General features: G+C 36.4%; 25 protein-coding genes. 18 read left to right on the top strand and 7 right to left on the bottom strand.

Features of this window, described 5'->3' with window-relative positions; genetic code table 11:
• Positions 1-45 precede the first annotated feature (45 nt).
• Positions 46-801 (bottom strand): helix-turn-helix domain-containing protein, encoded by a 756-nt coding sequence (locus ACIQX2_RS08865; protein ID WP_402848763.1) that lies wholly within the window; start codon positions 799-801, stop codon positions 46-48.
• Positions 802-1,080: 279 nt separating this feature from the next.
• Here ACIQX2_RS08865 and ACIQX2_RS08860 point away from each other — a divergent pair, with 279 nt between their 5' ends.
• From ACIQX2_RS08860 to ACIQX2_RS08850, 3 genes are all read left to right on the top strand, one after another.
• Positions 1,081-1,551, top strand: coding sequence for a DinB family protein (locus tag ACIQX2_RS08860; protein WP_402848760.1), 471 nt, complete (start codon positions 1,081-1,083; stop codon positions 1,549-1,551).
• An 82-nt stretch (positions 1,552-1,633) separates the two neighbouring features.
• Complete coding sequence (locus ACIQX2_RS08855) at positions 1,634-2,338, top strand: DUF5694 domain-containing protein (protein WP_402848757.1); 705 nt, start codon at positions 1,634-1,636, stop codon at positions 2,336-2,338.
• 343 nt (positions 2,339-2,681) lie between these two features.
• Positions 2,682-3,389: a class I SAM-dependent methyltransferase gene (locus tag ACIQX2_RS08850; protein ID WP_402848754.1), complete on the top strand. Its 708-nt coding sequence runs from the start codon at positions 2,682-2,684 to the stop codon at positions 3,387-3,389.
• Between the two features lie 255 nt (positions 3,390-3,644).
• Here ACIQX2_RS08850 and ACIQX2_RS08845 read toward each other — a convergent pair whose 3' ends face one another.
• The gene (locus tag ACIQX2_RS08845) at positions 3,645-4,613 is read right to left on the bottom strand and encodes an NAD(P)-dependent alcohol dehydrogenase (RefSeq protein WP_402848752.1); all 969 of its coding nucleotides are present in this window, start codon (positions 4,611-4,613) and stop codon (positions 3,645-3,647) included.
• Between the two features lie 115 nt (positions 4,614-4,728).
• A complete protein-coding gene (gene serC, locus ACIQX2_RS08840) occupies positions 4,729-5,826 on the bottom strand; it encodes a 3-phosphoserine/phosphohydroxythreonine transaminase (protein WP_402848749.1) in 1,098 nt (365 codons plus the stop codon).
• Positions 5,827-6,065: 239 nt separating this feature from the next.
• Here serC and ACIQX2_RS08835 point away from each other — a divergent pair, with 239 nt between their 5' ends.
• The 7 genes from ACIQX2_RS08835 (at position 6,066) to ACIQX2_RS08805 (ending at position 13,124) form a co-directional block, all read left to right on the top strand.
• Complete coding sequence (locus tag ACIQX2_RS08835) at positions 6,066-7,820, top strand: ABC transporter transmembrane domain-containing protein (protein WP_402848746.1); 1,755 nt, start codon at positions 6,066-6,068, stop codon at positions 7,818-7,820.
• Entirely contained in the window at positions 7,820-9,604 is a 1,785-nt protein-coding gene (locus tag ACIQX2_RS08830; protein WP_402848743.1) for an ABC transporter ATP-binding protein, read from the top strand. Before ACIQX2_RS08835 ends, ACIQX2_RS08830 begins: the two co-directional genes overlap by 1 nt.
• A gap of 202 nt (positions 9,605-9,806) precedes the next feature.
• Complete coding sequence (locus tag ACIQX2_RS08825) at positions 9,807-10,178, top strand: hypothetical protein (RefSeq protein ID WP_402848740.1); 372 nt, start codon at positions 9,807-9,809, stop codon at positions 10,176-10,178.
• A gap of 363 nt (positions 10,179-10,541) precedes the next feature.
• Positions 10,542-11,189, top strand: a complete 648-nt coding sequence (locus ACIQX2_RS08820; protein WP_402848737.1) for an SDR family oxidoreductase — start codon at positions 10,542-10,544, stop codon at positions 11,187-11,189.
• 332 nt (positions 11,190-11,521) lie between these two features.
• Positions 11,522-12,232, top strand: coding sequence for a cytochrome c biogenesis CcdA family protein (locus tag ACIQX2_RS08815; RefSeq protein WP_402848734.1), 711 nt, complete (start codon positions 11,522-11,524; stop codon positions 12,230-12,232).
• A 12-nt stretch (positions 12,233-12,244) separates the two neighbouring features.
• Entirely contained in the window at positions 12,245-12,610 is a 366-nt protein-coding gene (locus ACIQX2_RS08810; protein WP_402848732.1) for a response regulator, read from the top strand.
• A 37-nt stretch (positions 12,611-12,647) separates the two neighbouring features.
• Positions 12,648-13,124: a CcdC family protein gene (locus ACIQX2_RS08805; protein ID WP_402848730.1), complete on the top strand. Its 477-nt coding sequence runs from the start codon at positions 12,648-12,650 to the stop codon at positions 13,122-13,124.
• Positions 13,125-13,585: 461 nt separating this feature from the next.
• Here ACIQX2_RS08805 and ACIQX2_RS08800 read toward each other — a convergent pair whose 3' ends face one another.
• Complete coding sequence (locus tag ACIQX2_RS08800; protein ID WP_402849180.1) at positions 13,586-14,035, bottom strand: DUF2621 domain-containing protein; 450 nt, start codon at positions 14,033-14,035, stop codon at positions 13,586-13,588.
• A gap of 115 nt (positions 14,036-14,150) precedes the next feature.
• Here ACIQX2_RS08800 and ACIQX2_RS08795 point away from each other — a divergent pair, with 115 nt between their 5' ends.
• From ACIQX2_RS08795 to ACIQX2_RS08780, 4 genes are all read left to right on the top strand, one after another.
• On the top strand, positions 14,151-14,366 hold the full coding sequence (locus ACIQX2_RS08795) for a DUF1659 domain-containing protein (RefSeq protein WP_402848728.1): 216 nt from the start codon (positions 14,151-14,153) through the stop codon (positions 14,364-14,366).
• Positions 14,367-14,390: 24 nt separating this feature from the next.
• Positions 14,391-14,603 carry a DUF2922 domain-containing protein gene (locus tag ACIQX2_RS08790; protein ID WP_402848725.1) on the top strand — a complete coding sequence of 71 codons (213 nt, stop codon included), beginning with the start codon at positions 14,391-14,393 and terminating at the stop codon, positions 14,601-14,603.
• A gap of 67 nt (positions 14,604-14,670) precedes the next feature.
• Positions 14,671-14,793: a YvrJ family protein gene (locus ACIQX2_RS08785; RefSeq protein ID WP_093061123.1), complete on the top strand. Its 123-nt coding sequence runs from the start codon at positions 14,671-14,673 to the stop codon at positions 14,791-14,793.
• Positions 14,794-14,896: 103 nt separating this feature from the next.
• Entirely contained in the window at positions 14,897-15,487 is a 591-nt protein-coding gene (locus tag ACIQX2_RS08780) for an SCO family protein (protein ID WP_402848722.1), read from the top strand.
• Between the two features lie 32 nt (positions 15,488-15,519).
• Here the strand turns inward: ACIQX2_RS08780 and mscL are convergent, their stop codons facing one another.
• Positions 15,520-15,912, bottom strand: coding sequence for a large conductance mechanosensitive channel protein MscL (mscL, locus tag ACIQX2_RS08775; protein ID WP_402848720.1), 393 nt, complete (start codon positions 15,910-15,912; stop codon positions 15,520-15,522).
• 134 nt (positions 15,913-16,046) lie between these two features.
• Here mscL and ACIQX2_RS08770 point away from each other — a divergent pair, with 134 nt between their 5' ends.
• Both ACIQX2_RS08770 and ACIQX2_RS08765 read left to right on the top strand, forming a co-directional pair.
• Positions 16,047-17,534 carry a putative bifunctional diguanylate cyclase/phosphodiesterase gene (locus tag ACIQX2_RS08770; protein ID WP_402848718.1) on the top strand — a complete coding sequence of 496 codons (1,488 nt, stop codon included), beginning with the start codon at positions 16,047-16,049 and terminating at the stop codon, positions 17,532-17,534.
• A 17-nt stretch (positions 17,535-17,551) separates the two neighbouring features.
• Entirely contained in the window at positions 17,552-18,220 is a 669-nt protein-coding gene (locus ACIQX2_RS08765) for a lytic transglycosylase domain-containing protein (RefSeq protein ID WP_402848715.1), read from the top strand.
• A 311-nt stretch (positions 18,221-18,531) separates the two neighbouring features.
• Here ACIQX2_RS08765 and ACIQX2_RS08760 read toward each other — a convergent pair whose 3' ends face one another.
• Both ACIQX2_RS08760 and yfkAB read right to left on the bottom strand, forming a co-directional pair.
• Positions 18,532-18,783 carry a GlsB/YeaQ/YmgE family stress response membrane protein gene (locus tag ACIQX2_RS08760; protein WP_402848712.1) on the bottom strand — a complete coding sequence of 84 codons (252 nt, stop codon included), beginning with the start codon at positions 18,781-18,783 and terminating at the stop codon, positions 18,532-18,534.
• Between the two features lie 506 nt (positions 18,784-19,289).
• A complete protein-coding gene (yfkAB, locus tag ACIQX2_RS08755; RefSeq protein WP_402849177.1) occupies positions 19,290-20,390 on the bottom strand; it encodes a radical SAM/CxCxxxxC motif protein YfkAB in 1,101 nt (366 codons plus the stop codon).
• 139 nt (positions 20,391-20,529) lie between these two features.
• Between yfkAB and ACIQX2_RS08750 the strand changes: the two genes are divergently transcribed.
• Both ACIQX2_RS08750 and acnA read left to right on the top strand, forming a co-directional pair.
• Positions 20,530-21,030, top strand: coding sequence for a DinB family protein (locus ACIQX2_RS08750; protein WP_402848708.1), 501 nt, complete (start codon positions 20,530-20,532; stop codon positions 21,028-21,030).
• Positions 21,031-21,148: 118 nt separating this feature from the next.
• The gene (gene acnA, locus ACIQX2_RS08745; protein WP_402848705.1) at positions 21,149-23,857 is read left to right on the top strand and encodes an aconitate hydratase AcnA; all 2,709 of its coding nucleotides are present in this window, start codon (positions 21,149-21,151) and stop codon (positions 23,855-23,857) included.
• Positions 23,858-23,861 lie beyond the last annotated feature (4 nt).

The raw sequence follows: 23,861 nt of genomic DNA, 5'->3' as shown, positions 1-23,861 counted from the left end.
GGGAGTCTTTTTTTTATCGCTGATTGAGTCATGACTTACAAAAAGTTACCCCTCGAATTCATCATAAAATTCAAACAAGTCCCGTTGACAAATTTTCTCGAAAATACCCGCGTAATAACCTGCAAGGTTACGAATTCTTTTCTTTTTGGTCGCCTGTAATGAAATAGTCAATGCTTGATATCCAACTTGTTCATAGAAGTCCTTATACTGAGGAAAGCAATGATTGACACGATAAGTCAGGCTCCGATAAACACCATACAATTGACTTACGGTCTTTTGGTCTTTTCCAAGCATCGAGAAAATAACCGATTGGAACTGTTGATAAAAGGAAGAGCGAGAATGATCCTTCGAAGAATTATTCATCGGAATTACGGAAGGAACAATTTCGTTAGAATACGTATTATGTAATAAATCTTTTTTAGAGCTTAAAGAATAATCGGTTTCTTCTTGCGAAAAATGCTCTCTAGTGTTTGAAATTACTGGTGTTTGAGCATTATCCCGACTGATCATTTGCGATTGGTCATTGAAAGGCAAAATGATTAAAATATTAGCTCCATAACCTTTTGCGACACGTCGGATTGTCGAGATTTTCTTAATGATATGAAGGCTCTCTAGCTTACGTAACGAACGACGAGCAGTCGCATCCGATTTATTGATCGCATGTGTCATTGTTTCCACCTTTAAATGAACGGCTCCAGGATACTTACATGCATACTGGGCAAGTAGGGAAAGCACTGCACGATCCGTATCATTTAACTCATAATAATTCTCCGTCATATGCAACCTAATATGAGTATCCATTTCTGGAACACTTTCAAAAACTTGATATGATTTAAGATAGATAGTTATTTTAAGCTCCCCCTAGATTACAAAGTATGATTAGCGATTGGGCACTCTCTTCGCAACCATTACATAGATGAAAGTAGGGAGAAAGGATACATAATACAATGAACAGACCGTTGAAAAAATGACTTCCAACCAGGAAGTCATTTATAATATGGAGGAATGGAAGGTATTTAGTTCGTTAAAGGAGAATACATTTAAGGGCAGGAGCGTTAAACAAAGATAGGGGGAGTAGTATTGGAACAAACAATTTTTCAGCATATGCAGATAGTAAGAGGAATAACAGAAAGATCTATCCAACAAATACCCGAGGAACTAGCAGATTACATCCCAACTGGATTTACGAATAATATTCGTTGGAATTTTGGTCATATTGCCTATATCCAAGAAAAGCTTGTATTTGGTGTTGCCGATGAGAAGATGACTCTTCCAAAAGCATATGAAGGATTTTTTAGTGCAGGCACAAAACCATCTTCTTGGATTGGAAATGCCCCAACGCTCGCAGAAATTTCGGATGAACTGACTGCGCAAAAACAGCGAATTGTAGATTCCCTTCCAGGAAACCTACATAAAAGATTACCAGAGCCATTCACTAACAAAGCTGGAATTACATTTCATACACTCGGTGAAACATTCCTATTCAGTTTCTATCACGAAGCATTACATATGGAAACGATCAAAAGGATTTATAGGGCTACTAAAAACTAAGAAGGGGAGAGACTATGAAGTTTTGCCTTTTGTCACTTAACAGAAGAAGTTTTAGATATAGTAATAATTAGGAGTGTTATTAATGAATAAGTATAAGCCGCAGGTTCTTGTACTAGGAACTTTTCACATGAATGATTACGCCGAATTATGTGCTCAAAATAGACAAGATGAAATTGAAGAAGTAATCACTAACCTACTAAACTTCAAACCAACCAAAATCGCAGTAGAAATGGTAGCGGATAAGAATAAAGATTTAAACAATAAATATAAACAATATATATCAGGCAAATATACACTAGAAATGAATGAGATATATCAAGTTGGGTTCCGTATCGCTTCAAGATTAGGACATGAACAGCTTTACCCAGTCGACTGGATGGGTGAAGCTGAGATGGATTATGTAGAAGTGGAGAATTGGTTAAAAGAAAATCAACCAGAATTATTTAATGAAATATTCGAAGGACTATATTTACCAGAATTAACAACTAATAAGAGTGTCTTAGATTATTATAGAGAACTTAATGAACCATCCTGGTTAAATCAATTACATAAGCTGTACTTAAATTTGGCGAGAATAGGAGACTTCGATAATTATATTGGGATGCAATGGTTAAGTTGGTGGTACAAAAGAAATTTAATCATCTATTCAAATTTATCTCGAATTGTAAATTCAGAAGAAGAGAGTATTTTATTGATTGTTGGTAGTTCACATAGCTCCATAATTACCAAGTTCCTTGAAGAAAGTGAAGCTTTTGAGATTGTAAAACCTTTGGATTACCTTTCTTAAACTTATTTTAAATCTAAAAATCTCTTAGAATATTAAGTTGCAAAAAAACTTAAAAGTGAAAAACGCTGAAAGTCAAATGCCAAAACGTTGTCCAATCAATGTTTTGGCATTTTATTATGATCGATACATAAGATTGATTATCACTTGGTTTACACCGAAAAAAACAAGTTAAAGTAGAAAGTATAAGTTTTATAGGAATACAAAAAAGACTTAAGTCCATAGCTAATCGGACTTAAGTTTTTTTATTTGTGTATCGGCATTCTTAATAAATAATTTACCTTAGACAGTTACAGAAATGCGCTAAAAGCATACTATAGCCATATTAAGTCAGGAGGGAATATCATTGTCTAATGCTTACTTGGATTTATTAGCTCATTTTGGAATTGGTGGTGCACATCCTGGAGGTTTTAGTCTAACTCGATTTATATTACAAGATGAAAACATTAAAGTAAATGACTCTGTGCTGGAAATAGGGTGTGGGACAGGGCAGACTGCTGCTTTATTAGTCGAAAAATATAATTGTCAAGTGACAGCGATTGATAATCATCCAATTATGGTACAAAAAGCTAGGCAACGTTTCCAAAAAATCAAAGCCCCAGTGAAGGTGTTGGAAAGAGACGTACAAAATTTAGACTTTGTAGATAACTCCTTTGATTTGATTATTGCTGAGTCGGTTATCGTTTTTACAGAAATTTCGAGGACACTAAAGGAACTTTCTAGAGTTTTGAAAAATGATGGACATATGATTATGATTGAAATGACTGCAGAACAATACCTGTCAGTAGAAAAACAAAAAAAAGCTTGTAGTCTCTACGGCATTAATGAAATATTAGATACTGATGAATGGATATTGCGGTTACATCAAGCTGGATTTAATCAAGTAGAAATAATAAGTACTCCATCTGAGCTTAATCAAATTGAAGTTAATGACATAAATCCATCGAAACAAATAAATATGGACCTTTATGACTTATGGGAGGAACATAACGAATTTATCCTTCATAACCGAGATTTCATTGGCTATCGTGCATTTAAATGTCGAAATTCCTAAGGTATATCATTTTTGCATTAAAAATCGCTAATTAGCCTCTAACAATTAGTTGTCGGAAAATTTCGAGCTCTTATTTCGAAAATTTGCAAGCGTTCAATAGCTTCGGAGACTTCTAAACATTGAACGTTTGCAAAGTAAGAGACATTTAGGAACTAGTTTTTAGGAAGTAACTGCAACGAATCTAAAGGGAAAAGGTATACTTGCAATGGAACTCAGCTTTATTATTCAAAAATCTATTGATCTATCATAAATCATTCAAATAGTAATAACGATTTTCCCCTGAGTATGTCCTTCTTCAAAATACCTAAAAGCATTAGGAACTTCACTCAATGCATAACTCTTATCAATTATGGGTTTTAACTTACCAGCTTCTAGAAGGTCCTTGATGAACTTCAAATCATTTTGGTTTGCCCTTTGTAAAAAGCTGCCCATTTTCTTGTTCCCAGATATGGAAAGGAGAGGTCCTAAGACCATTGCTTCCGTAAGTTGAACTCCAGAACCTCCGACCTGTACATATCTGCCATTCGACCGAAGAGAGCGGTTATAGGCTGAAATGGGTTGATACCCATTTACCGCAAGAATCAGGTCATAATGTTCTTTATTTTTAGTGAAGTCTTCCTTTGTATAATCAATGACATAGTCCGCGCCTAATGATTTTACAATGTCTATATTTCTTGTACTGCATACACCCGTAACCTCCGCTCCAAATGATTTAGCGATTTGTACAGCGAAAGTCCCAACCCCACCAGATGCACCATTGATCAAAACTTTCTGCCCAGAGGTGATTTTACCTTTATCTCGTAAACTCTGAAGGGCCGTGGTGGCAGCCATAGGCACTGCAGCAGCTTCCTCAAATGAAATATTTTCCGGTTTTAGTACTAATGCATGTTCGGGAACCGCTACATATTCGGCAAAACCTCCCCATCCGCAGCCTGAAAGGTCGCCAAATACATCGTCTCCTGGTTTTAGGTGTTTAACATTTTTGCCTACAGATTCAATCCTTCCTGAAATATCACCACCTGGTATGATGTATTTTGGCTTTGATAGACCAAATGCAAATCGTGCTAGAAACGGTTTTCCTGTTAATAGTACTAGGTTTCCATAATTCAGGGATGCTGCGTGAATTTTTACAAGCACCTGGTCATCGTTAGGAATAGGTGCTGCTATTTCTTTTAATTCCAGATCATCAGGGGAGCCATATTTGTTAGAGATGATTGCCTTCATAGAAATTCCTCCTAATTATCATTAAACTCCATAGAAAATATGATTCAAAAAAGAAATAAGACCTAAAATCTAGTAAAACCCAAGAGAAAATTATTCCTCTTGGGTTTTAACAATGTTATTGGTGTTTAGTTTGAAAAGCAATCATGAAATCACTGAGAGCTTTACATGTATCGTACGGAACCGAATTATAAGTAGAAGCACGGCAACCACCCACAGAACGATGCCCATTTAAGCCGACAAATCCTGCATCCTTTGCCTCTGATAAAAATTGTTTTTCCAATTCCTCGTCTGCTACACGGAATGTAATGTTCATGAGAGAACGGCTTCCTTTTGATGCATGTCCTGTATAGAAGCCATGGCTATTATCAATGACATCATAAATCAGTTTTGCTTTTTCTTCGTTTTGTTTGGCTATTTCCGTTAAACCGCCTTGGTCTTCCATCCATTTCAACACTTCCCCCAGCATATAAATACCGAATGTTGGTGGAGTGTTATATAGGGAGTTACTTTCAGCATGGGTGGTGTATTTTAAAATGGTTGGAATATCTTTGTTTGCCATAGCCAGAAAATCTTTACGGATAATAACAACAGTTACTCCCGAAGGTCCAAGGTTTTTTTGAGCACCAGCGTAAACCATCGCAAATTTACTAACATCAACCGGTTTAGACATAATATCACTAGACATATCTGCGATTAATGGAACCTCACCTGTATCAGGAAACTCGGACCATTGTGTTCCGTAAATGGTATTATTTGATGTTATATGTACATATGCGTCGTCGGAATATACGTCAAGTTCCTCTAATGAGGGGACATTACGGTATTTATTTTCTTTTGTACTTGCAATTTGCACTGGTTCTCCAAAAAGCTTTGCCTCTTTATAAGCCTTTTCTGACCAAACACCTGTCATAATGTAGCTCGCCTTTTTCCCAACTTGTAAAAAGTTCATCGGAATCATAGTAAATTGCAGACTGGCTCCACCCTGTAAGAATAGTACTTCATAGTTATCTGGAATTGCGTAAAGCTTTCTTAAACGGGAAATTGCTTCATTATGTACTGCTTCAAAAATTGCACCGCGGTGACTCATTTCCATAATAGACATGCCAGAACCTTGGAAATTTACTAGCTCTTGCTGCGCCTTTTCTAATACTTCAAGTGGAAGTGCAGAAGGACCAGCATTAAAATTATACGCACGTGGATTTGATTGACTCAAGATGAACTCTCCTATTCGCATTGGTTTGAATTTATGAGTCTATTATATACGGTTTTTACCGAGGCATATCAAAATTTATGTAATTTTTTTTAAAAAATGAATAAAGTGTTAACATTCCGACTTATAGGAAAAAGAAAAAACATTTCAGATTCCGAATTATTTTCACTTTACTATCTATCAGGATGTTAGAATATTTGCTAAAATAGTAAAGTCTTAATTATATATAGTGGGGGAAAAAAATGAAAGTATTTTTGGATTTAGGTTGGTTTTTTAAAGAAAGAAAAAAGCAGTATCTAATCGGGATTCTAATGCTGCTAGTTGTTGCATTTCTACAGCTATTACCACCGAAAATTATCGGGTATGTGGTTGACGAAATCCACCAGCGCACACTCACAACTGCAGTATTAGTGAAATGGTTGGGAGTTTTGGCGTTAGCTTCAATCGGGATGTATATTTTGCGTTATTACTGGCGCATTATGATTTTCGGTTCATCGATTTTTTTAGCAAGAAAATTAAGAGAGAATTTGTTTCGCCATTTTACAAAAATGTCGCCATCTTTTTACCAAAAAAAACGTGTTGGTGATTTAATGGCGCATGCAACAAATGACTTATCGGCTGTTCAACAAACGGCTGGAGCAGGTGTACTGACACTTGTAGATTCGTTAGCAACAGGAGGGTTTGTAATTGCAGCAATGGCGATTACGATTAACTGGAAGCTAACGTTAATAGCTTTGCTACCACTGCCAATCATGGCTATTTTAACAAGCTATTATGGAAAACTACTACATCAGCGATTTCGCTTTGCACAAGAAGCCTTTTCCAATTTAAATGACAAATCACAGGAAAGTATTTCTGGAGTGAAAGTCATTAAAACGTTTGGGCAGGAGAAAGAAGATACAGAGGATTTTGTTCAATTATCACAAGAGGTAGTTGATAAAAACATTCGAGTTGCAAAGGTAGATGCATTATTTGATCCGACGATTTCATTGATCGTTGGGATGTGTTTCTTCTTATCTATAGTGTTTGGTACTCGTTATATACTTGCGGGCGAAATGTCGATAGGGGATTTGTTTGCTTTTACTTCTTATCTAGGATTACTTGTTTGGCCTATGCTTGCATTTGGATGGCTGTTTAATATTGTCGAGCGTGGTCGGGCGTCTTATGATCGCATTCAAAATCTAATGGATGAAAAGATAGAAATAGATGATCGTCTAGATGCTGTAGATGTAAGACCGGAAGGGGATATTCAGTTTCAGTTGGAGGAATTTAAATTCCCTGGAGATGAGCGAGCAGCCTTACACCATGTAAATTTCACGATTAAACGAGGTCAAACGTTAGGTATTGTCGGGAAAACTGGTTCAGGTAAAACTGCTATATTGAAGCTATTAATGAGAGAATTCGAAGGATATACAGGAAAAATTGTATATGGTGATTATGCAATTGACATGTACAAAAAACGCAGCTTACGGGAAGCAATTGGCTATGTGCCTCAAGATCATTTTCTCTTCTCCACAACTGTCGCTGGAAATATTGCTTTTGCCAATGCAGGTGCAACGATGGCTGCTGTAGAGGAAGCCGCAAAATTAGCCTATATTCACGAGGATATTCTTCAGTTTACAAATGGCTATAATACAGTTGTCGGTGAACGTGGAGTATCGTTGTCTGGTGGACAAAAACAACGTATATCGATTGCGCGTGCACTGATGATGAATCCTGAGCTACTTATTTTAGATGATTCTTTATCTGCTGTTGATGCTAAAACCGAAGAAGCGATATTAGAAGCATTGAAGGCGAAACGAAGTGATGAAACAACGATTATAACGTCCCATCGTTTAAGCGCTATTCAACACGCACATCAAATTATTGTGATGAATGAAGGAACGATTGTAGAAAAAGGGTCTCATGAGCAATTAATGGGACAGCAAGGTATCTATTATGAAATGTATCAGCTACAGCAGCTAGAATCGTTAGTAGAACAGGGAGGTGAATCATAATGGATGAAAAACAGCCACAGCTAACAGGCAAATACCAGTGGGTAGTTTTCAAACGTTTGCTCAGTTACTTGAAGCCACATAAAAAAGTAATTGCCATAGCTTTACTTCTATTAATATTAACAGTAGCTGGTGATATTCTTGGTCCATATTTGATCAAAACGTATATGGATGATTTTTTAACACCGAGAAATTTTCCTACAGGTCCACTGGTTGGCCTTGCGTTAGGTTATATTTTTATACAAATTGGAAATGTCATTGTCAGCTATTTTCAATTACTAACTTTTCAAAAGCTAGCATTGAAAATTATTCAACAGATGCGAATTGATGTATTTACGAAAGTACACAAACTAGGTATGCGTTACTTTGACAAAACACCTGCGGGTAGTATTGTATCCCGTGTTACAAATGATACAGAAGCGATTAAAGATATGTTCGTCAGTGTGTTAGTCGGATTTGTTCAAAGTGGATTTTTAGTTATCGGTGTCTATATTGCTATGTTTATATTGAATGTGAAACTGGCACTTATTACGACGATTTTATTACCAATACTAGCAGTCATTATTTTAACTTATCGGAAATATAGTTCGGTCGTTTACCAGGACCTTAGAGAAAGACTAAGCCAGTTAAATGCAAAGCTAGCTGAATCATTACAGGGCATGACTATGATTCAAGCATTTAGACAGGAAGATCGCTTGCAGGACGAATTTAATGAAATCAATGATTCCCATTGGAATGCAGGTAAACGGAACATCAAACTGGATAGCTTATTGCTTCGTCCTGCTATCGATTTGGTTTATGCATTGGCAATTATTATGGTGCTTAGTTATTTCGGGGTTACATCCATGAATAACATAGTAGAAGTCGGGGTTATCTATGCGTTTGTCACATATATCGATCGCTTCTTTGAGCCTATCAACCATGTGATGCAGCGACTGTCAATTTTCCAACAAGCAATTGTAGCAGCTTCAAGGGTTTTCAAGTTATTGGATGAGAAAGACTTAGCCCCAAATCAACAAAACATTGAAACTGCGAAAATTGAAAAAGGAAAAATTGAATTTCAAAATATCACTTTCTCCTATGATGGTAAAACAGAAGTACTAAAGGATATTTCGTTTACTGCAGAGCCAGGTCAAACAGTTGCATTAGTGGGGCATACGGGCAGTGGAAAAAGTTCCATTATTAACTTGCTTATGCGTTTTTATGAATTTGAACAAGGTGACATTAAAATAGATGGTCATTCTGTGAAAGATTTCAAATCGGAAGAAATGCGTGAGAAGGTTGGGCTTGTACTGCAGGATCCGTTCATGTTCTATGGAGACATTGAGAGTAATATTCGACTTCATGCAAAGGATATGTCAGACACTGAACTAAGAGAAGCAGCAGAGTTTGTACAGGCAAATAATTTTATCGAAAAACTACCAAACGGCTATCAACAAAAAGTAACGGAGAGAGGTTCAACTTTTTCTAGTGGGCAGCGACAACTGGTAGCATTTGCACGCACTATTGCTACAAATCCGAAGATATTAGTGCTCGATGAAGCAACTGCGAATATTGATACGGAAACAGAAGTTGCCATTCAAAGTAGTTTAGAAAAAATGAGAAGAGGTCGTACGACTATTGCCATTGCCCATCGTTTAAGTACGATTCAGGATGCAGAACTAATTCTTGTGCTGCATCACGGGGAGATAGTAGAACGTGGGACTCATCAAGAGCTATTAAACCAAAAAGGTTTGTATCATAAAATGTATTTATTACAGAACAATGTAGTGGAAGATATCGCATAATTAGTAACCGAAAATAAACCAGCCAAGAGGCAATACTTTTGGCTGGTTTATTGTATTAAGAAGAACCAAGCAACTGATCATTTTTTTCTTATGATACAATGATAGTGGAAAAAAGAAAGGTCGTAATTAAAATGTATTCAATAACTGATCATTTTTTTCTTATGATACAATGATAGTGGAAAAAAGAAAGGTCGTAATTAAAATGTATTCAATAAATGAAGTTGTAAAAATGGTTTCAGAGCAAGGACAGAACGTAGTAATATGCGCGAAAGAATTAGAGAAAATCACTAAGAAAAAAGGAAAAAAACGCTCTGATTTATTTGAAAGATATTGTGCTAACGAACATTCTTTCAATGTATATACATATATGAATTCTACAATTGAAAACTTAACAGAGGTTAAAGTATTTCAAAGAAAAGTTGCTTTGTTTGGAGCAGTTTTTGTTGGTACAAGAACTGACTATGAAGCACAAGTTGACGCGAAACAAGCAGAAACAACATATAAAGAGTTAGTTGAAGCACTCCATGAATTGATAAATGCACTTTCACTTTTCGAAAATTCTAGTGAAAAATAAACTATACAAAGTCGGAAAGAGGCTGGGACAGGAGTATATATTTAAAGAATCCTGTAAAATCTGCATTCAGATTTAGATACTTTTTAAATCGTTGGAGTGGAAGTGCGACTAAGGGGGAACAGCACGAAGTCTGAGACTACAGGCTCAGGCCGTGCCCCCGAAAAGCGTTCCTGAAACGGAAATCAATTTTTCTTATGTAAAAAAACCATTTTTCTCACCGAGAAAAATGGTTTTTTTGTTTTGTCCAAGTCTCTTTCTTATTTGAGTATTATGGTTGCCAAGAACTGTAAGAGCGGATAAATTGTAAAGCCGTTTCATTTATGAAAGGATATAGAGAGAACAATTTTGAAGGGGGATTTTCTGATGAAAGTACTAGTAATTGGAGCAAACGGACAAATTGGACAACTTGTAGTAAAGGAATTACAAAAGAGTGACACTCACTCGGTGACAGCTGTGGTCCGAAAAGAAGAACAAGCAGAAAAGCTTATAGCAGACAACATACAAGCAATGGTAGCTGATTTAGAAGGCACTGTCGAAGAACTTGCAAAAGCTTTTACAGGAGCAGATGCCATCATCTTTACAGCTGGTTCAGGTGGCCATACTGGCCCTGATAAAACATTATTGATTGATTTAGATGGTGCTGTTAAAACAATGGAAGCTGCTAAACAGGTAGGAGTAGACCGTTATATCATGGTCAGCGCATTCGATGCCGATAAACGTCAAACTTGGAACGAAGGAATACGACCTTATTACGTAGCGAAACACTATGCCGATCGGATGCTTGAAGCAAGCGGTTTAAATTACACAATAGTTCGACCTGGTGGACTTGTCAACGAACCGTCTATCCGAAAAATAACGGCTGGGGCTAAAGCAAAACCCGGGACCATTACGCGCGAAGATGTAGCACATACACTAGTTGCAATATTAGAAAATAAAAAAACCTATCGTTGTGCATTTAATTTAGTGAGCGGTGAACAATCAATTGAAACTGCAATAAATAACCTTAACTAAAAATATAATTGTCAGTCTCTTGAGATATTTTTCAAGAGACTTTTTTTGTGCTGCAGGTTAGAAATTGCCGGTTATCCCTTCGAGATTTAGGTAAATTTCAAAAGTCGAATTATTTTGTATTCCTATCTTCCACTAAGGTAGCAGATTTGCTAAACTTAATACGTCCTATAAAATATTCTGAAAATCTTTTATTACCTATGTGTACTCGCTTATGCCCAAAGGATACGAACAACCTTGTTTAAAAGAGTCAAAAAGCTGTCACAAGCAATAATGGGGTCAAATAGAAGGAATTTTGATACGATAGGTACAGTAATTCGGAAAGGAAGAATGTCGTGAGTACAGATGTAAACTTACTATTGGCATTTGGGGCAGGGTTTTTAAGCTTCATTTCACCTTGTACACTACCATTGTATCCTGCTTTTTTATCTTATATAACGGGAATGTCGCTAGAAGAAATTAAAACAGACAAAAAATTAATGCAAAAAAGAGGAATGCTACATACATTATTCTTCTTGTTAGGATTTTCTCTCATTTTTATCGCAATTGGCTTTGCAACATCATTAGTAGGTACATTCTTCATCCAATACGATGATTTACTGCGTCAGGTGGGAGCAATTTTCATCGTCTTATTTGGTCTAATCATTGTAGGCATACTTACACCTGAGTTTTTAATGAAAGAAAAGAAACTTCAATTTAAAAATCGACCAGCTGGTTATTTAGGAACTATTTTAATAGGTATGGCATTTGCTGCAGGATGGACGCCGTGTACAGGACCGATTTTAGCTGCGGTTATTGTCATGGCTGGCTCAAATCCAGATGCAGGTATATGGTATATGCTTGCTTATGTATTTGGATTTGCTATTCCATTTTTTGTATTATCTTTCTTCGTCACACGGCTTAACTGGATTCGTAAAAATAGCAATTTAATCGTTAAAGTCGGCGGTTATATTATGATTGCTTTAGGAATTCTCTTGTTTTTTGACGGCTTAAACTATATTATTCGTATATTGAGCCCGTTTTTCGGAGACTTTACTGGATTTTAAGGGGGACCATATATGTCAACCGTATTAGTAGTGGATGATGCAGTATTTATGCGCACAACGATTAAAAGAATACTTGAAAATCATCAGTTTGTTATTGTTGGTGAGGCATCGAATGGCTTAGAGGCAGTGGAACAATATAAGTCACTTCTGCCAGATGTCGTAACGATGGATGTAACCATGCCGGGCATGAATGGGATAGAAGCAGTAAAAAGAATAATTGCAGAATTTCCAAACGCTAAAATAGTGATGGTGACTGCATTAGGTCAACAAAAGCTAATAGTGGATGCATTAGAGTCTGGAGCAAAAGATTTCATCACAAAACCATTCGACCCAGATCAAATAGTGCAAGTATTACAAAATGTTACTTCTGATAGGTAGAAACACAGAAAGAAATAAAAGATATGGGGAATTGCTTATGTTAGATAAAATATCTCCAAATATGATGCTGATTGCATCCACGGTAGTTGCAATAGGGATGGGAATATTCGTAACAACAATTCGAGCGAAATCAGCGAAACATCCAGCTAGTGTCAAAAAGATATTATTGCCACCACTGTTCATGTCAACTGGTGCATTAATGTTCGTGTTTCCTTATTTCCGTGTTACTTTGATGGAATTCATCGAAGCAATAGGTGTCGGAATGCTGTTCTCTGTTGTGCTTATTTGGACCTCCAAATTTGAACGAAGAGACGGACATATCTATTTAAAGCAATCGAAAGCTTTTATATTTATCTTGTTTGGATTACTGATTGTCCGAATTATAGGGAAAGTCATCTTAAGTTCAACGATTGACATTGGTACACTTAGTGGGATGTTCTGGATATTAGCATTCGGGATGATTGTTCCATGGAGAATTGCCATGTACTTGCAATATAAAAAATTGCAGAACTAGATAGAAAAAACGGCCCAGTCCTTTAAGGGCAAAACCTGGTTCTATCGTTTTCGAATGGCTATGGACAGACGTTTACTGTATAATTACCGCGTGAGTGTTAAGGGAGGTTGGTTGTGACAAGGTCACAACTAGCCTCCCTTTTTTTGGTAATCTTATGGTGTAGTCTATCCACCGCACCCCCACAACTCTTAGGAACAGGTTACTGCGTTTTTGTTTAACTAAAGAAAATATAATTTAGATATATATAGGGAACTCTCGAAGATGCAATTTCGTTCGCTATGTTGCTTCTTTATTTAATGAACCCGGGATGTGCGTTCACTTATAACGAAAATCAGTAGTATTATTTATTCTAAAAACCATCTTGATCCCGGTGTTTACTGGGTGTTTTATATACTTTCTAATTCTTATAAAAAAGTGAGCAACCCCTTTATATAGGCTGCTCACTTTTTGTGCTGATTTGATTAGCTTGTCTTGTCCACGGACAGCTCGAAATACTTATTATAGGGTGTCACATCAATATTCAACTCAGCTAGTTTTTTACGCAAAAATTTATGATCTCGTTTTGGAGTAGCAATAATATATCCACGTATTAAAAGTTCTCGAGTAATAGCTGTAGCTTTTTCCTCAAGCGCTAACTGTCCAATTTTCCCAGCGATCTTTTGTTTAGCCACAGGTCTGAATAAATCAGGTACCGGGGAAACCAGCTCATTGAGTAATTGCTTTTGTTCCTCATTCCAAAGATGGATTGTTTGATCTACATAGTATTCTTCCCAATCTAAATCAGATTTACCATCTTTTTTGGGCAATGATTTACCGAACTTACGGAACATAAAGAAGCCGCCAATTCCCATAAGTACAACTAAAAGTACAACCCAAAAAAGGATAAACCATAAAAACCAACCTTCTAGCAAACTCTTCACCTCGTTCTCTTATATCTAGTATAAGTTCTTCCAAAAAATATTTCATCCTTCTTGTATCCTTTCTTTTAAAAAACTTCTATCTAGTAATTGAAAGGAGGGGATACACATGGCAAATCTAGAACATAAGTATGCAGTTCTAAAACTCTATTTCGAAGGGGAGGTAACAGAGGATGGCAAAATGAGAACAAAGTCAAAATCTTACCGTAATCTTCGAGCAAATGTAACAGCAGACCAACTGGAAACTGTTGCAGTATCACTTAGCTCGTTTTCCGATAGCGTATACATCGGAGCAGAAAAGATTGAAACTATGCAAGTAATTTAATAACTAAAAAGGGGATGGAAGAAAATGACTAAAATACTACAGCTACAATTTGAAACAGCACAAGGAAAGAATGTCACCATATCGGTCGATGAACCCAAAAGCAATCTAACTGAAACGGATATTCAAAATGGAATGCTTGCAATTATCGGAAGCAATGCATTTCAGTCAGATGGATCGCCACTTGCAGCTATTAAAAGTGCCAAAGTTGTAGACCGAACAGTAACAGAAATTATCTAACCTTCTAAAGACTCTCCCTCCAAGGAGAGTCTTTTTAACAGAATTTGAAAGAATGGATGTGTGAAATATGGAGCAGTGGCTAAATATAATTCAAGACGTTGGCTTCCCAATCTTTGTATCATTCTATTTGATGCACCGAGTGGAAACAAAGCTTGAAGAGATAAAAGACGTACTGTTATCTCTAAAATAGTGTGGTATTCACAAAACTGTTGAATTAAATAAGACAATGTAGTTGAAGGTTGAAACACGATTCGCTAAGATTAGGCTATGAATAGAAAAGCGAGGTCTCATGAATGAAAAAGTTGTTAGTTATATTAGGTATTTCTTTACTAGTTCTTGTCGGCTGCGGCAGCAGTGGCAATTTTGAAGCACAGACAAACTGGGAAGTTTCCGATTTTGAATATGAAAATCAGCACGGAGAAAAAGTTTCTTTAGAGGATTTAAAAGGAACGGTGTGGTTGTCGACATTTATTTTCACAAATTGTGAAACAGTATGTCCACCAATGACATTTAATATGAGTGATATACAATCGATGCTAAGTGAAAAGGGTATAGAGGATTACAAAATTGTCGCATTTAGTGTTGATCCAGAAGTGGATACACCAGAAAAACTGCAAGAATACATCGGTAATTATGATGTTGTGGATGAAAGCAAATGGGAGCTATTAACGGGCTATACTCAAGATCATATTGCAAAGTTTGCAGCAGATTCCTTTAAGACATTAGTCAAGGATGATCCAAACAATAACCAAGTGATTCATGGTACGTCCTTCTACTTGGTCGATCAAAACGGGGTAGTGGTTAAAAACTATAGTGGAAATACAGAAGTTCCGAAAGAGGAAATTGTTATTGATGTGGAAACATTAATCGAAGACGGTAAATAAAAAGCAGCCTTTCCAAACGGAAAGGCTGCTTTTTATGAAAGATTGTTTTGCTTTTTCAACAAATCTCTAATTTCTTCTAATAATACTTCTTTCGAATCAACTGGTGGAGCCTCTTTAGTAGCTTCTACAACGTCTGCTTTACGTTTAAATTTTGATAGTAATCGAATAAATATGAAAATAGAAAATGCAATTACCAGGAAATCAAAAACAGATTGTAAAAAGTTACCGTATAATATTTCTGTTTCTTTATACTTAAATGATAAGGAAGTGAATTTAACACCGTTTAATAGTAGTCCAACTAAAGGTGTAATAATATTTTCAACTAACGATGACACAATCTTACCAAAAGCCGCTCCAATTACTACAGCAACTGCTAAATCTAGAACATTCCCTTTAAACGCAAACTCTTTGAAATCTTTCCACATAATTTACACCTCCATCCTGTTATACTACAAAAAAAACAATAATTTGTATATACCGACATTTTCCACAATAGGTCTATTGTTTATAGTGATTTTATGCTATTGTTTTTATAGAATCCTAGCACGGAGGTTTGCTGATGAAAATGAAAAAAACATATCGAAAACTCTCATTTCGTATTGTTGTGATTTATATAATAATCAGTCTGTTGTGGATTCTATTATCCGATGCATTGTTATTCAGTTTTTTTCCAGAGGGCATGCACATATCTATGCTTAAAGGGATTATATACATAAGCTTAAGCTCACTTCTACTATTGTATTTGATGAAGCAGGCTTGGAGTGCTCAGAACGAATTGAATGCAAAGGAATATGAAGACGATCTAACCGGTCTTCAAAATAGAGCCTCTCTCCAAAAAAGTTTATCGGAATTATTACATAACAAAAAAAGTTTTCATTTGTTCTTTATCGATTTTGATCGTTTTAAGATGATTAATGATTTATATGGTCATGAAATAGGAGATACTGTATTAAAGAAGGTCTCTAGCACATTACAAAATAATGCTCATATTCGCTACTCAGATATAATCTCGAGGTGGGTAGCAGATGAATTTGTCATTATTTTAAAGGATAGAACAGATCACGAAATTGACTTGTTCGTAAATAGTTTATTAGCAGAAACGTCTGTGCCGCTTTATATTGAGGGGAAAGAAATAGTGAATCATCTTAGTATCGGTTCGGTCTATTTCCCAGAGGATTCGACAAAGAGCTCCGAGCTATTACGTTTTGCAGAAATAGCTGCCGAAGAGGCAAAGAAAAATGGCGGATTAACGCATGTAAAATATCGAAAAGAATTATCAGATAAAGTTAATAGAGAATTGTATTTAGAAGAAGGTTTGAAACATGCACTAGAAAAACAAGAATTATTTTTAAACTTCCAGCCTCAGATTGACACAGACTCACATGAGATAATTGGAGTAGAAACACTTCTACGCTGGATTCACGATGAGCAGTTCATCTCTCCAGGAGAATTCATACCAGTAGCAGAAAAAAGTGGGCTAATTATTCAAATAGGAGATTATGTCCTTCGCGAAACGTGCAAAAATATTCCTTGTATCGAAACTGCCGTGGGACATGAGTTATACTATAGCGTAAATGTTTCGGCCAGACAATTTTATCAAAAAGATTATATAGCCCGTACAAAAGAGATTATTAAAGAAACGAATGTCAATCCGTCTAAGATTGTATTAGAAATTACAGAATCGATCATAATGGAGTATACGGACTTTGTCATTGAATCACTTCATGAGCTAAGGAAATTTGGTTTTCAAATTGCCATCGATGATTTTGGAACGGGATATTCATCGTTCAAATATTTAGAATTACTTCCAGTAAATTTGATAAAAATTGATCAAAGCTTTACACAGTCTTTAGAAAAGCACAGGACAAAAGCGATTGTACAATCTATTATCTCTCTAGCCCATAACTTAGAGATGAAAATTCTTGCAGAAGGGGTAGAAAATTTGTTCCAAGTAGCAAGTTTAAAGGAAATGGACTGTCATTATTTACAAGGTTATTACTTCAGTAAACCTTTAACATTAGATAATCTTTTACAGCAATATAAGTAGAATAGGTGAATAAGTTGATGAAGAAACAAAAGGGGATCTCCTATAAAACGAAGGCATGGATGATTGTATTACTTCTCCCAATTACGATAACGATCTATATATTAGCTATTATAGGATGGAAAGAACTTGTTAAAATACCCGTTGTACAAGAGTGGGCGGAAAGTTTTCAACAGAGTACAGCAAAATTGGATGTGCCTTCCGAGTATATAGCTTTATATAAAGAGGCTGAAAAAAATTATGGTGTACCTTGGACATTATTAGCTGCTCATCACCGAATCGAAACTAGATTTTCCACGATGGATCCTTTACTTTCTCCAGCTGGTGCAGAAGGGCATATGCAATTTATGCCATGTACGTTTGTTGGTTGGTCACACCCGAGCTGTGGTGGACTCGGAAAAGGGGATATACCGCATGAGGAAAAAGTGAGTCCAGCTGTTATTGAAAAATATGGTGGTTATGGGGTAGATGCTAATAATGATGGGAAGGCGGATCCATACGATTTAGAGGATGCTGTCTTCAGTGCCGCCAATTATCTCGCAGCAAGTGGTGCTGCGGATGGAGAGATTGAAAAAGCCATTTTCAATTATAATCATAGTGAAAAATATGTGGAAGATGTTCTACACTTTTATAATTTATACGAAAGCCAACTAAAAGAAATCCAAGCTGCATATGTTCCGAACAAGTAGGAAATGGGGGTAGTTGACCTTTTTCTAGCGAACTTAGTAGGGTTTTATATACTTACGGCTTAAATAATTACAGTTCAATTTTAAACTAGGCTGGTCGCGATGTCAGTTACGACCTGTCTAGTTATTTCGATGAATACGTTATGGATTGCAACCATACCAAATTATCCGTGGGAAGAAATGACGATTCAGCAGTGACGATATAATTTACAAGTGTATCCATGAAAAAATATATTTTAAGCGATAAGCGGTGCCCACGGAAAGCGTCCATAAAAAAAGAAGTACTCATTATGAGTACTTCTTTTTTTGTGATATTAAGCTCTACGCATAGCTTTTAGGATGAAGCTTAATATTAATACTAAAATAATGGCACCGATTAAAGCTGGAATGATTGCCATATCCCAGATAACTGGACCCATGTCCGGGAATATTAATCCACCGATCCACGCACCAATTATACCTGCGATAATGTTACCAATAATTCCTCCAGGTATATCTTTACCTAAAATAAGTCCTGCTAACCAACCGATGATACCACCGATGATTAAGTATAAAATGAATCCCATATTTTCCATCTCCTTATGAATGTAATATTGCTTCACACTCTTTATATATCCATCCATCTCAAATAATAAACCTTTGACCATTATTTTTTATAACTTTTGCATATAATGAAACTAATAAACCCCATAAAAGCTAATTCTGACGGGCTTCAATGGAGCTCGCGACAGATTTTAATGTACAAGGATTTCATATAAAAATCTAAAAAAAAAAGCAAATTAAATTTTCTAAATGTTTTGCTATTTTATGGTGTTTGTATTATAATTTTGAAAAAAGGGAGTGGAGAGCATGGATGTTCAGTTGAACAAAAGGTTAAACAGAAGGGGAGTATTAATAGCAATTCTCCACACAGTAATTATTTTAAACTTAACATTTGACTTCTTCTTCATACATTAATACTTGAGAAATGGGCAGTTTGCAGCTGCCCTTTTAACTGTCCCTACAAAACTATTATGTGAACTAAAAACTTATGAAAATGCCTTGCAAGCTATACACATGCAAGGCATTTTTCTTATTTCACAGAACCACTAACAAACTGCTCATCTTTATAGTACATATTTTTAACTAAAATATTTGGACCTAAGCATTCGACAGCAGGACAATGGCAATTTAGAGATTTTGAAAGTGGGGTAGCAAGCCATTTATCAAAAATTGCTGGAAGTGTTTCTGTTTGTATATTTCCTAGAGCTGGGGCATCACCAAAATCAGTGACTATAACCTCGCCTGTGAATATGCTTACATTCAAACGTGACCGACCATCTGGATCATTCCTCGTGGAAACATTTTTAGTATGACGTAGTCGTTCTAATAATTGAATGCTTTTTTCATTTTGACTACATGGATAAAAAGGTAATGTGCCAAATAACATCCACACTTCTTTATCTCGGAAATCTAATATTTGTTCTATTGCTTCATGCGTTTCTTCTAATGTTAGGGTCGTTAATGCACTAGCAAAATCAGAAGGATACATAGGATGAATTTCATGACGAGCACATTTCATCTCATTTACTATTTGATTATGGATATGCTCTAGATAGGGAAGTGTTTTTTTGTTCAACATCGTTTCTGCTGAAACCATTACTCCAGCCTCCGAAAGCATTCGACTATTGTTGATCATACTCTGGAACAAACTTGCTCGCTGTTCATATGTAGGTTTTCTTTCCATCATAGCAAATCCGGTTTCGACAAATTCATCAACTGTTCCCCAGTTATGAGATATATGTAATACATCTAAGTAAGGTGCAATCATTAAGTAACGTTCTGGCTCTAATGTTAGATTGGAGTTCATCTGCGTACGAATTCCTCTATTGTGGGCATACTTTAATAACGGGAGAACGTAATTGTTTATGGATTTTTTTGATAACATCGGTTCTCCACCAGTAATACTAATAGTTTTTAAGTGGGGAATCTCATCTAAACGTTGGAGTATTAGTTCTATTGGAATTGCATCAGGATCCTTTGTTTGCAATGTATATCCAACTGCACAATGGGCGCAGCGCATATTACATAAGGTAGTTGTGGTAAATTCAATATTACTTAAGGTTAACTTCCCAAATTGCTCCATGTCTCTATATGCTTCCCAAGGATCATTTATTGGACTCATCGTTTTCATTTCTATCATTATTTAAACTTCCTTTCCAATAGTATATTGTCGCATAATTGAAGTGAAAAGAAAATAAGCGATGATTCTTGCTTGTTTGCTCATCAAGTTGGGTATAAAGAAAGTACAACGTATGGAGTGGAGGAATTATATGTTTATAGAAAAAAATAACGAAATAAGAAAGAACCTATTTCAACAAATCGATTCACTAGCGAATGAACAGTTTAATGAAAAGCCCGATGAGGAGTCTTGGTCACCTAAAGAAATTATGGATCATTTAGTGAAAATGGAGCTAACCATTATAAAAGGAATAAAAAAAGAGCTTTCTAATCCAACAAGTCCGAGAGCAAAGAAAAAACCAATACAGATTTCAACTTTACGGATAATTAAGGTCAAAGCCCCAGATCATACTGTACCGTCTGGTGAATATAAAAGAACAGAAGAGATGAAGGCACAGCTCCATCAAGCAAGAATGGAACTCCTATCTCTATACAAATCGAGCGATCCTACTTTATTCAAAGATAAGTCCTTAAAGCATCCTATTTTTGGACAGGTACCCTTAATACAATGGTTTCCGTTTGTAGGTTTACACGAAAAGAGACATGCGAAGCAATTAGAAAAGACTATCGAGAAAATAAAAGGTCATCAATAATAATTATGACTTATAATAATTTTAATCTAATTTACTTATCAAGAATATTCAAGTATGATTAGTAGTGGAGAAAAGTCACTAGATAGACACTTTTCAATAGATCTTAGGAGGAATACAAATGGCAAAAAGTAATTTACACAACAGCCGTACTTCGTTTTCTCTAAATGGTAAAGAGTATAACTACTATCGTTTAGCAGCATTAGAAGAAGCCGGCATCGCAAAAGTTTCACGCCTTCCTTATTCAATCAAAGTATTATTAGAATCTGTTTTACGTCAGTATGACGGCTATGTAATCAAAGAAGATCACGTAAACCAACTAGCTAAATGGGGTAAAGATGCTAATACAGAAGCAGAAGTACCATTCAAACCATCACGCGTAGTACTTCAAGATTTCACAGGTGTACCAGTAGTAGTAGATTTAGCCTCACTTCGTTCAGCGATGAATGAAATGGGTGGAAACCCGGACAAAATCAACCCTGCTATTCCAGTTGACCTTGTAATCGACCACTCGGTACAAGTAGACAAATATGGTACTGCAACTGCTTTACAAGCTAATATGGACCTTGAATTTGAACGTAATGCTGAGCGTTACAACTTCTTAAAATGGGCTCAAACGTCATATGATAACTTCCGTGCTGTTCCTCCAGCAACAGGTATCGTTCACCAAGTTAACTTAGAGTACCTAGCTCCTATCGTACATGTAAACGAAAGTGCAGATGGAGTATTAGAGACCTTCCCTGATTCAGTAGTAGGGACTGACTCACATACAACTATGATTAACGGACTTGGAGTTCTAGGATGGGGTGTAGGTGGTATCGAGGCAGAAGCAGGAATGCTTGGTCAACCTTCTTACTTCCCAATTCCTGAAGTAATCGGAGTTAAACTAGTTGGAGATCTTCCAAACGGAACAACTGCAACTGACTTAGCACTTAAAGTTACACAAGTATTACGCCAAAAAGGTGTAGTTGGTAAATTTGTTGAGTTCTTCGGACCTGGTGTATCTAAATTACCATTAGCTGACCGTGCTACAATTGCTAACATGGCTCCTGAATACGGTGCTACATGTGGTTATTTTGCTATCGATGAAGAATCTATCAACTATTTACGTTTAACTGGCCGTGACGAAGAGCATATTGCTGTAGTAGAGGCTTACTTAAAAGCAAATGATATGTTCTTTGATCCAACTTTAGAACCTGTATATACGGATGTTGTAGAGATTAATCTTGGGGATATCGTTGCAAACCTTTCTGGACCAAAACGTCCACAAGATTTAATTCCACTTACAGATATGAAAGCTCGTTACCGTGAAGCAGTTGTAGCTCCTCAAGGTACACAAGGATTCGGCTTATCTGAAAAAGAATTTGACAAAAAAGCTACTGCTAAATTTGCAGAAGGTGATGTAGAAATTCCAACAGGTGCTGTAGCAATCGCTGCGATCACTTCTTGTACAAATACATCTAACCCATATGTAATGTTAGCTGCTGGTTTAGTTGCTAAAAAAGCGGTAGAAAAAGGACTTACAGTACCTGCTTACGTTAAAACTTCTTTAGCTCCAGGATCTAAAGTAGTAACTGGATATTTAGAGGATTCAGGTCTTAACACATACCTAGATCAAATTGGATTCAACACAGTAGGTTATGGTTGTACAACTTGTATCGGTAACTCAGGTCCATTATTACCTGAAATTGAAAAAGCAATCGTTGACGAAGACCTTTTCGTAACGTCTGTTCTTTCTGGTAATCGTAACTTTGAAGGCCGTGTGCATCCACTTGTGAAAGCTAACTACTTAGCATCACCACCACTTGTTGTAGCATACGCACTTGCTGGAACTGTAGATATCGATCTAGAAAAAGACTCATTCGGTACAGATAAAGATGGCAATGAAGTATACTTTGCTGATATTTGGCCATCAACTGAAGAAGTAAACGAAGTGCTTTCAACTGTTGTTACTCGTGAATTATTCCAAAAAGAATATGCACGTGTATTCGATGAGAACGAAGCATGGAATGCAATTGAAACATCAACTGAATCTTTATATTCATTTAATGACAAGTCAACTTACATTCAAAACCCACCATTCTTCCAAGGATTATCAAAAGAGCCTGGTGCAATCCAATCACTTGATAAAATGCGCGTAGTAGCTAAATTCGGTGATTCGATTACAACAGACCATATTTCACCAGCTGGTGCAATTGGTAAAGATACTCCAGCAGGTAAATACTTGCGTGAAAATGGCGTTGAAATTCGCGACTTTAACTCGTACGGATCACGTCGTGGTAACCACGAAGTAATGATGCGTGGAACATTCGCGAACATCCGTATTCGTAACCAAGTTGCACCAGGTACAGAAGGTGGATACACAACTTACTGGCCAACAGGCGAAATCATGCCGATCTATGATGCAGCGATGAAGTATCAAGATGCGGGTACTGGTTTAGTCGTTCTAGGCGGAAAAGATTACGGTATGGGATCTTCTCGTGACTGGGCAGCTAAAGGAACTAACCTTTTAGGTATTAAAGCTGTTATTACGGAAAGCTTTGAGCGTATCCATCGTTCAAACCTTGTAATGATGGGCGTTCTGCCACTTAATTTCTTACCAGGTGAAAATGCTGAAACACTTGGCCTAACTGGTAAAGAAGAAATCAGTGTAAATATCGCAGAAGGTGTAAAACCGCGTGATATTTTACAAGTAACTGCAAAAGCAGAAGATGGTTCTGAGAAAATCTTCAACGTTCTTGCTCGTTTCGATTCAGAAGTAGAAGTAGACTACTACCGTCATGGTGGTATCCTTCAAATGGTATTACGTAACAAAATGTTAGAAGTATAATAAT

Origin of the sequence: Psychrobacillus sp. NPDC096623 (assembly GCF_044762655.1) — a bacterium.
GTDB lineage: Bacteria > Bacillota > Bacilli > Bacillales_A > Planococcaceae > Psychrobacillus.
Note: the sequence above shows the minus strand (reverse complement) of the source record. Positions and strands in the feature narration are given on the sequence as shown.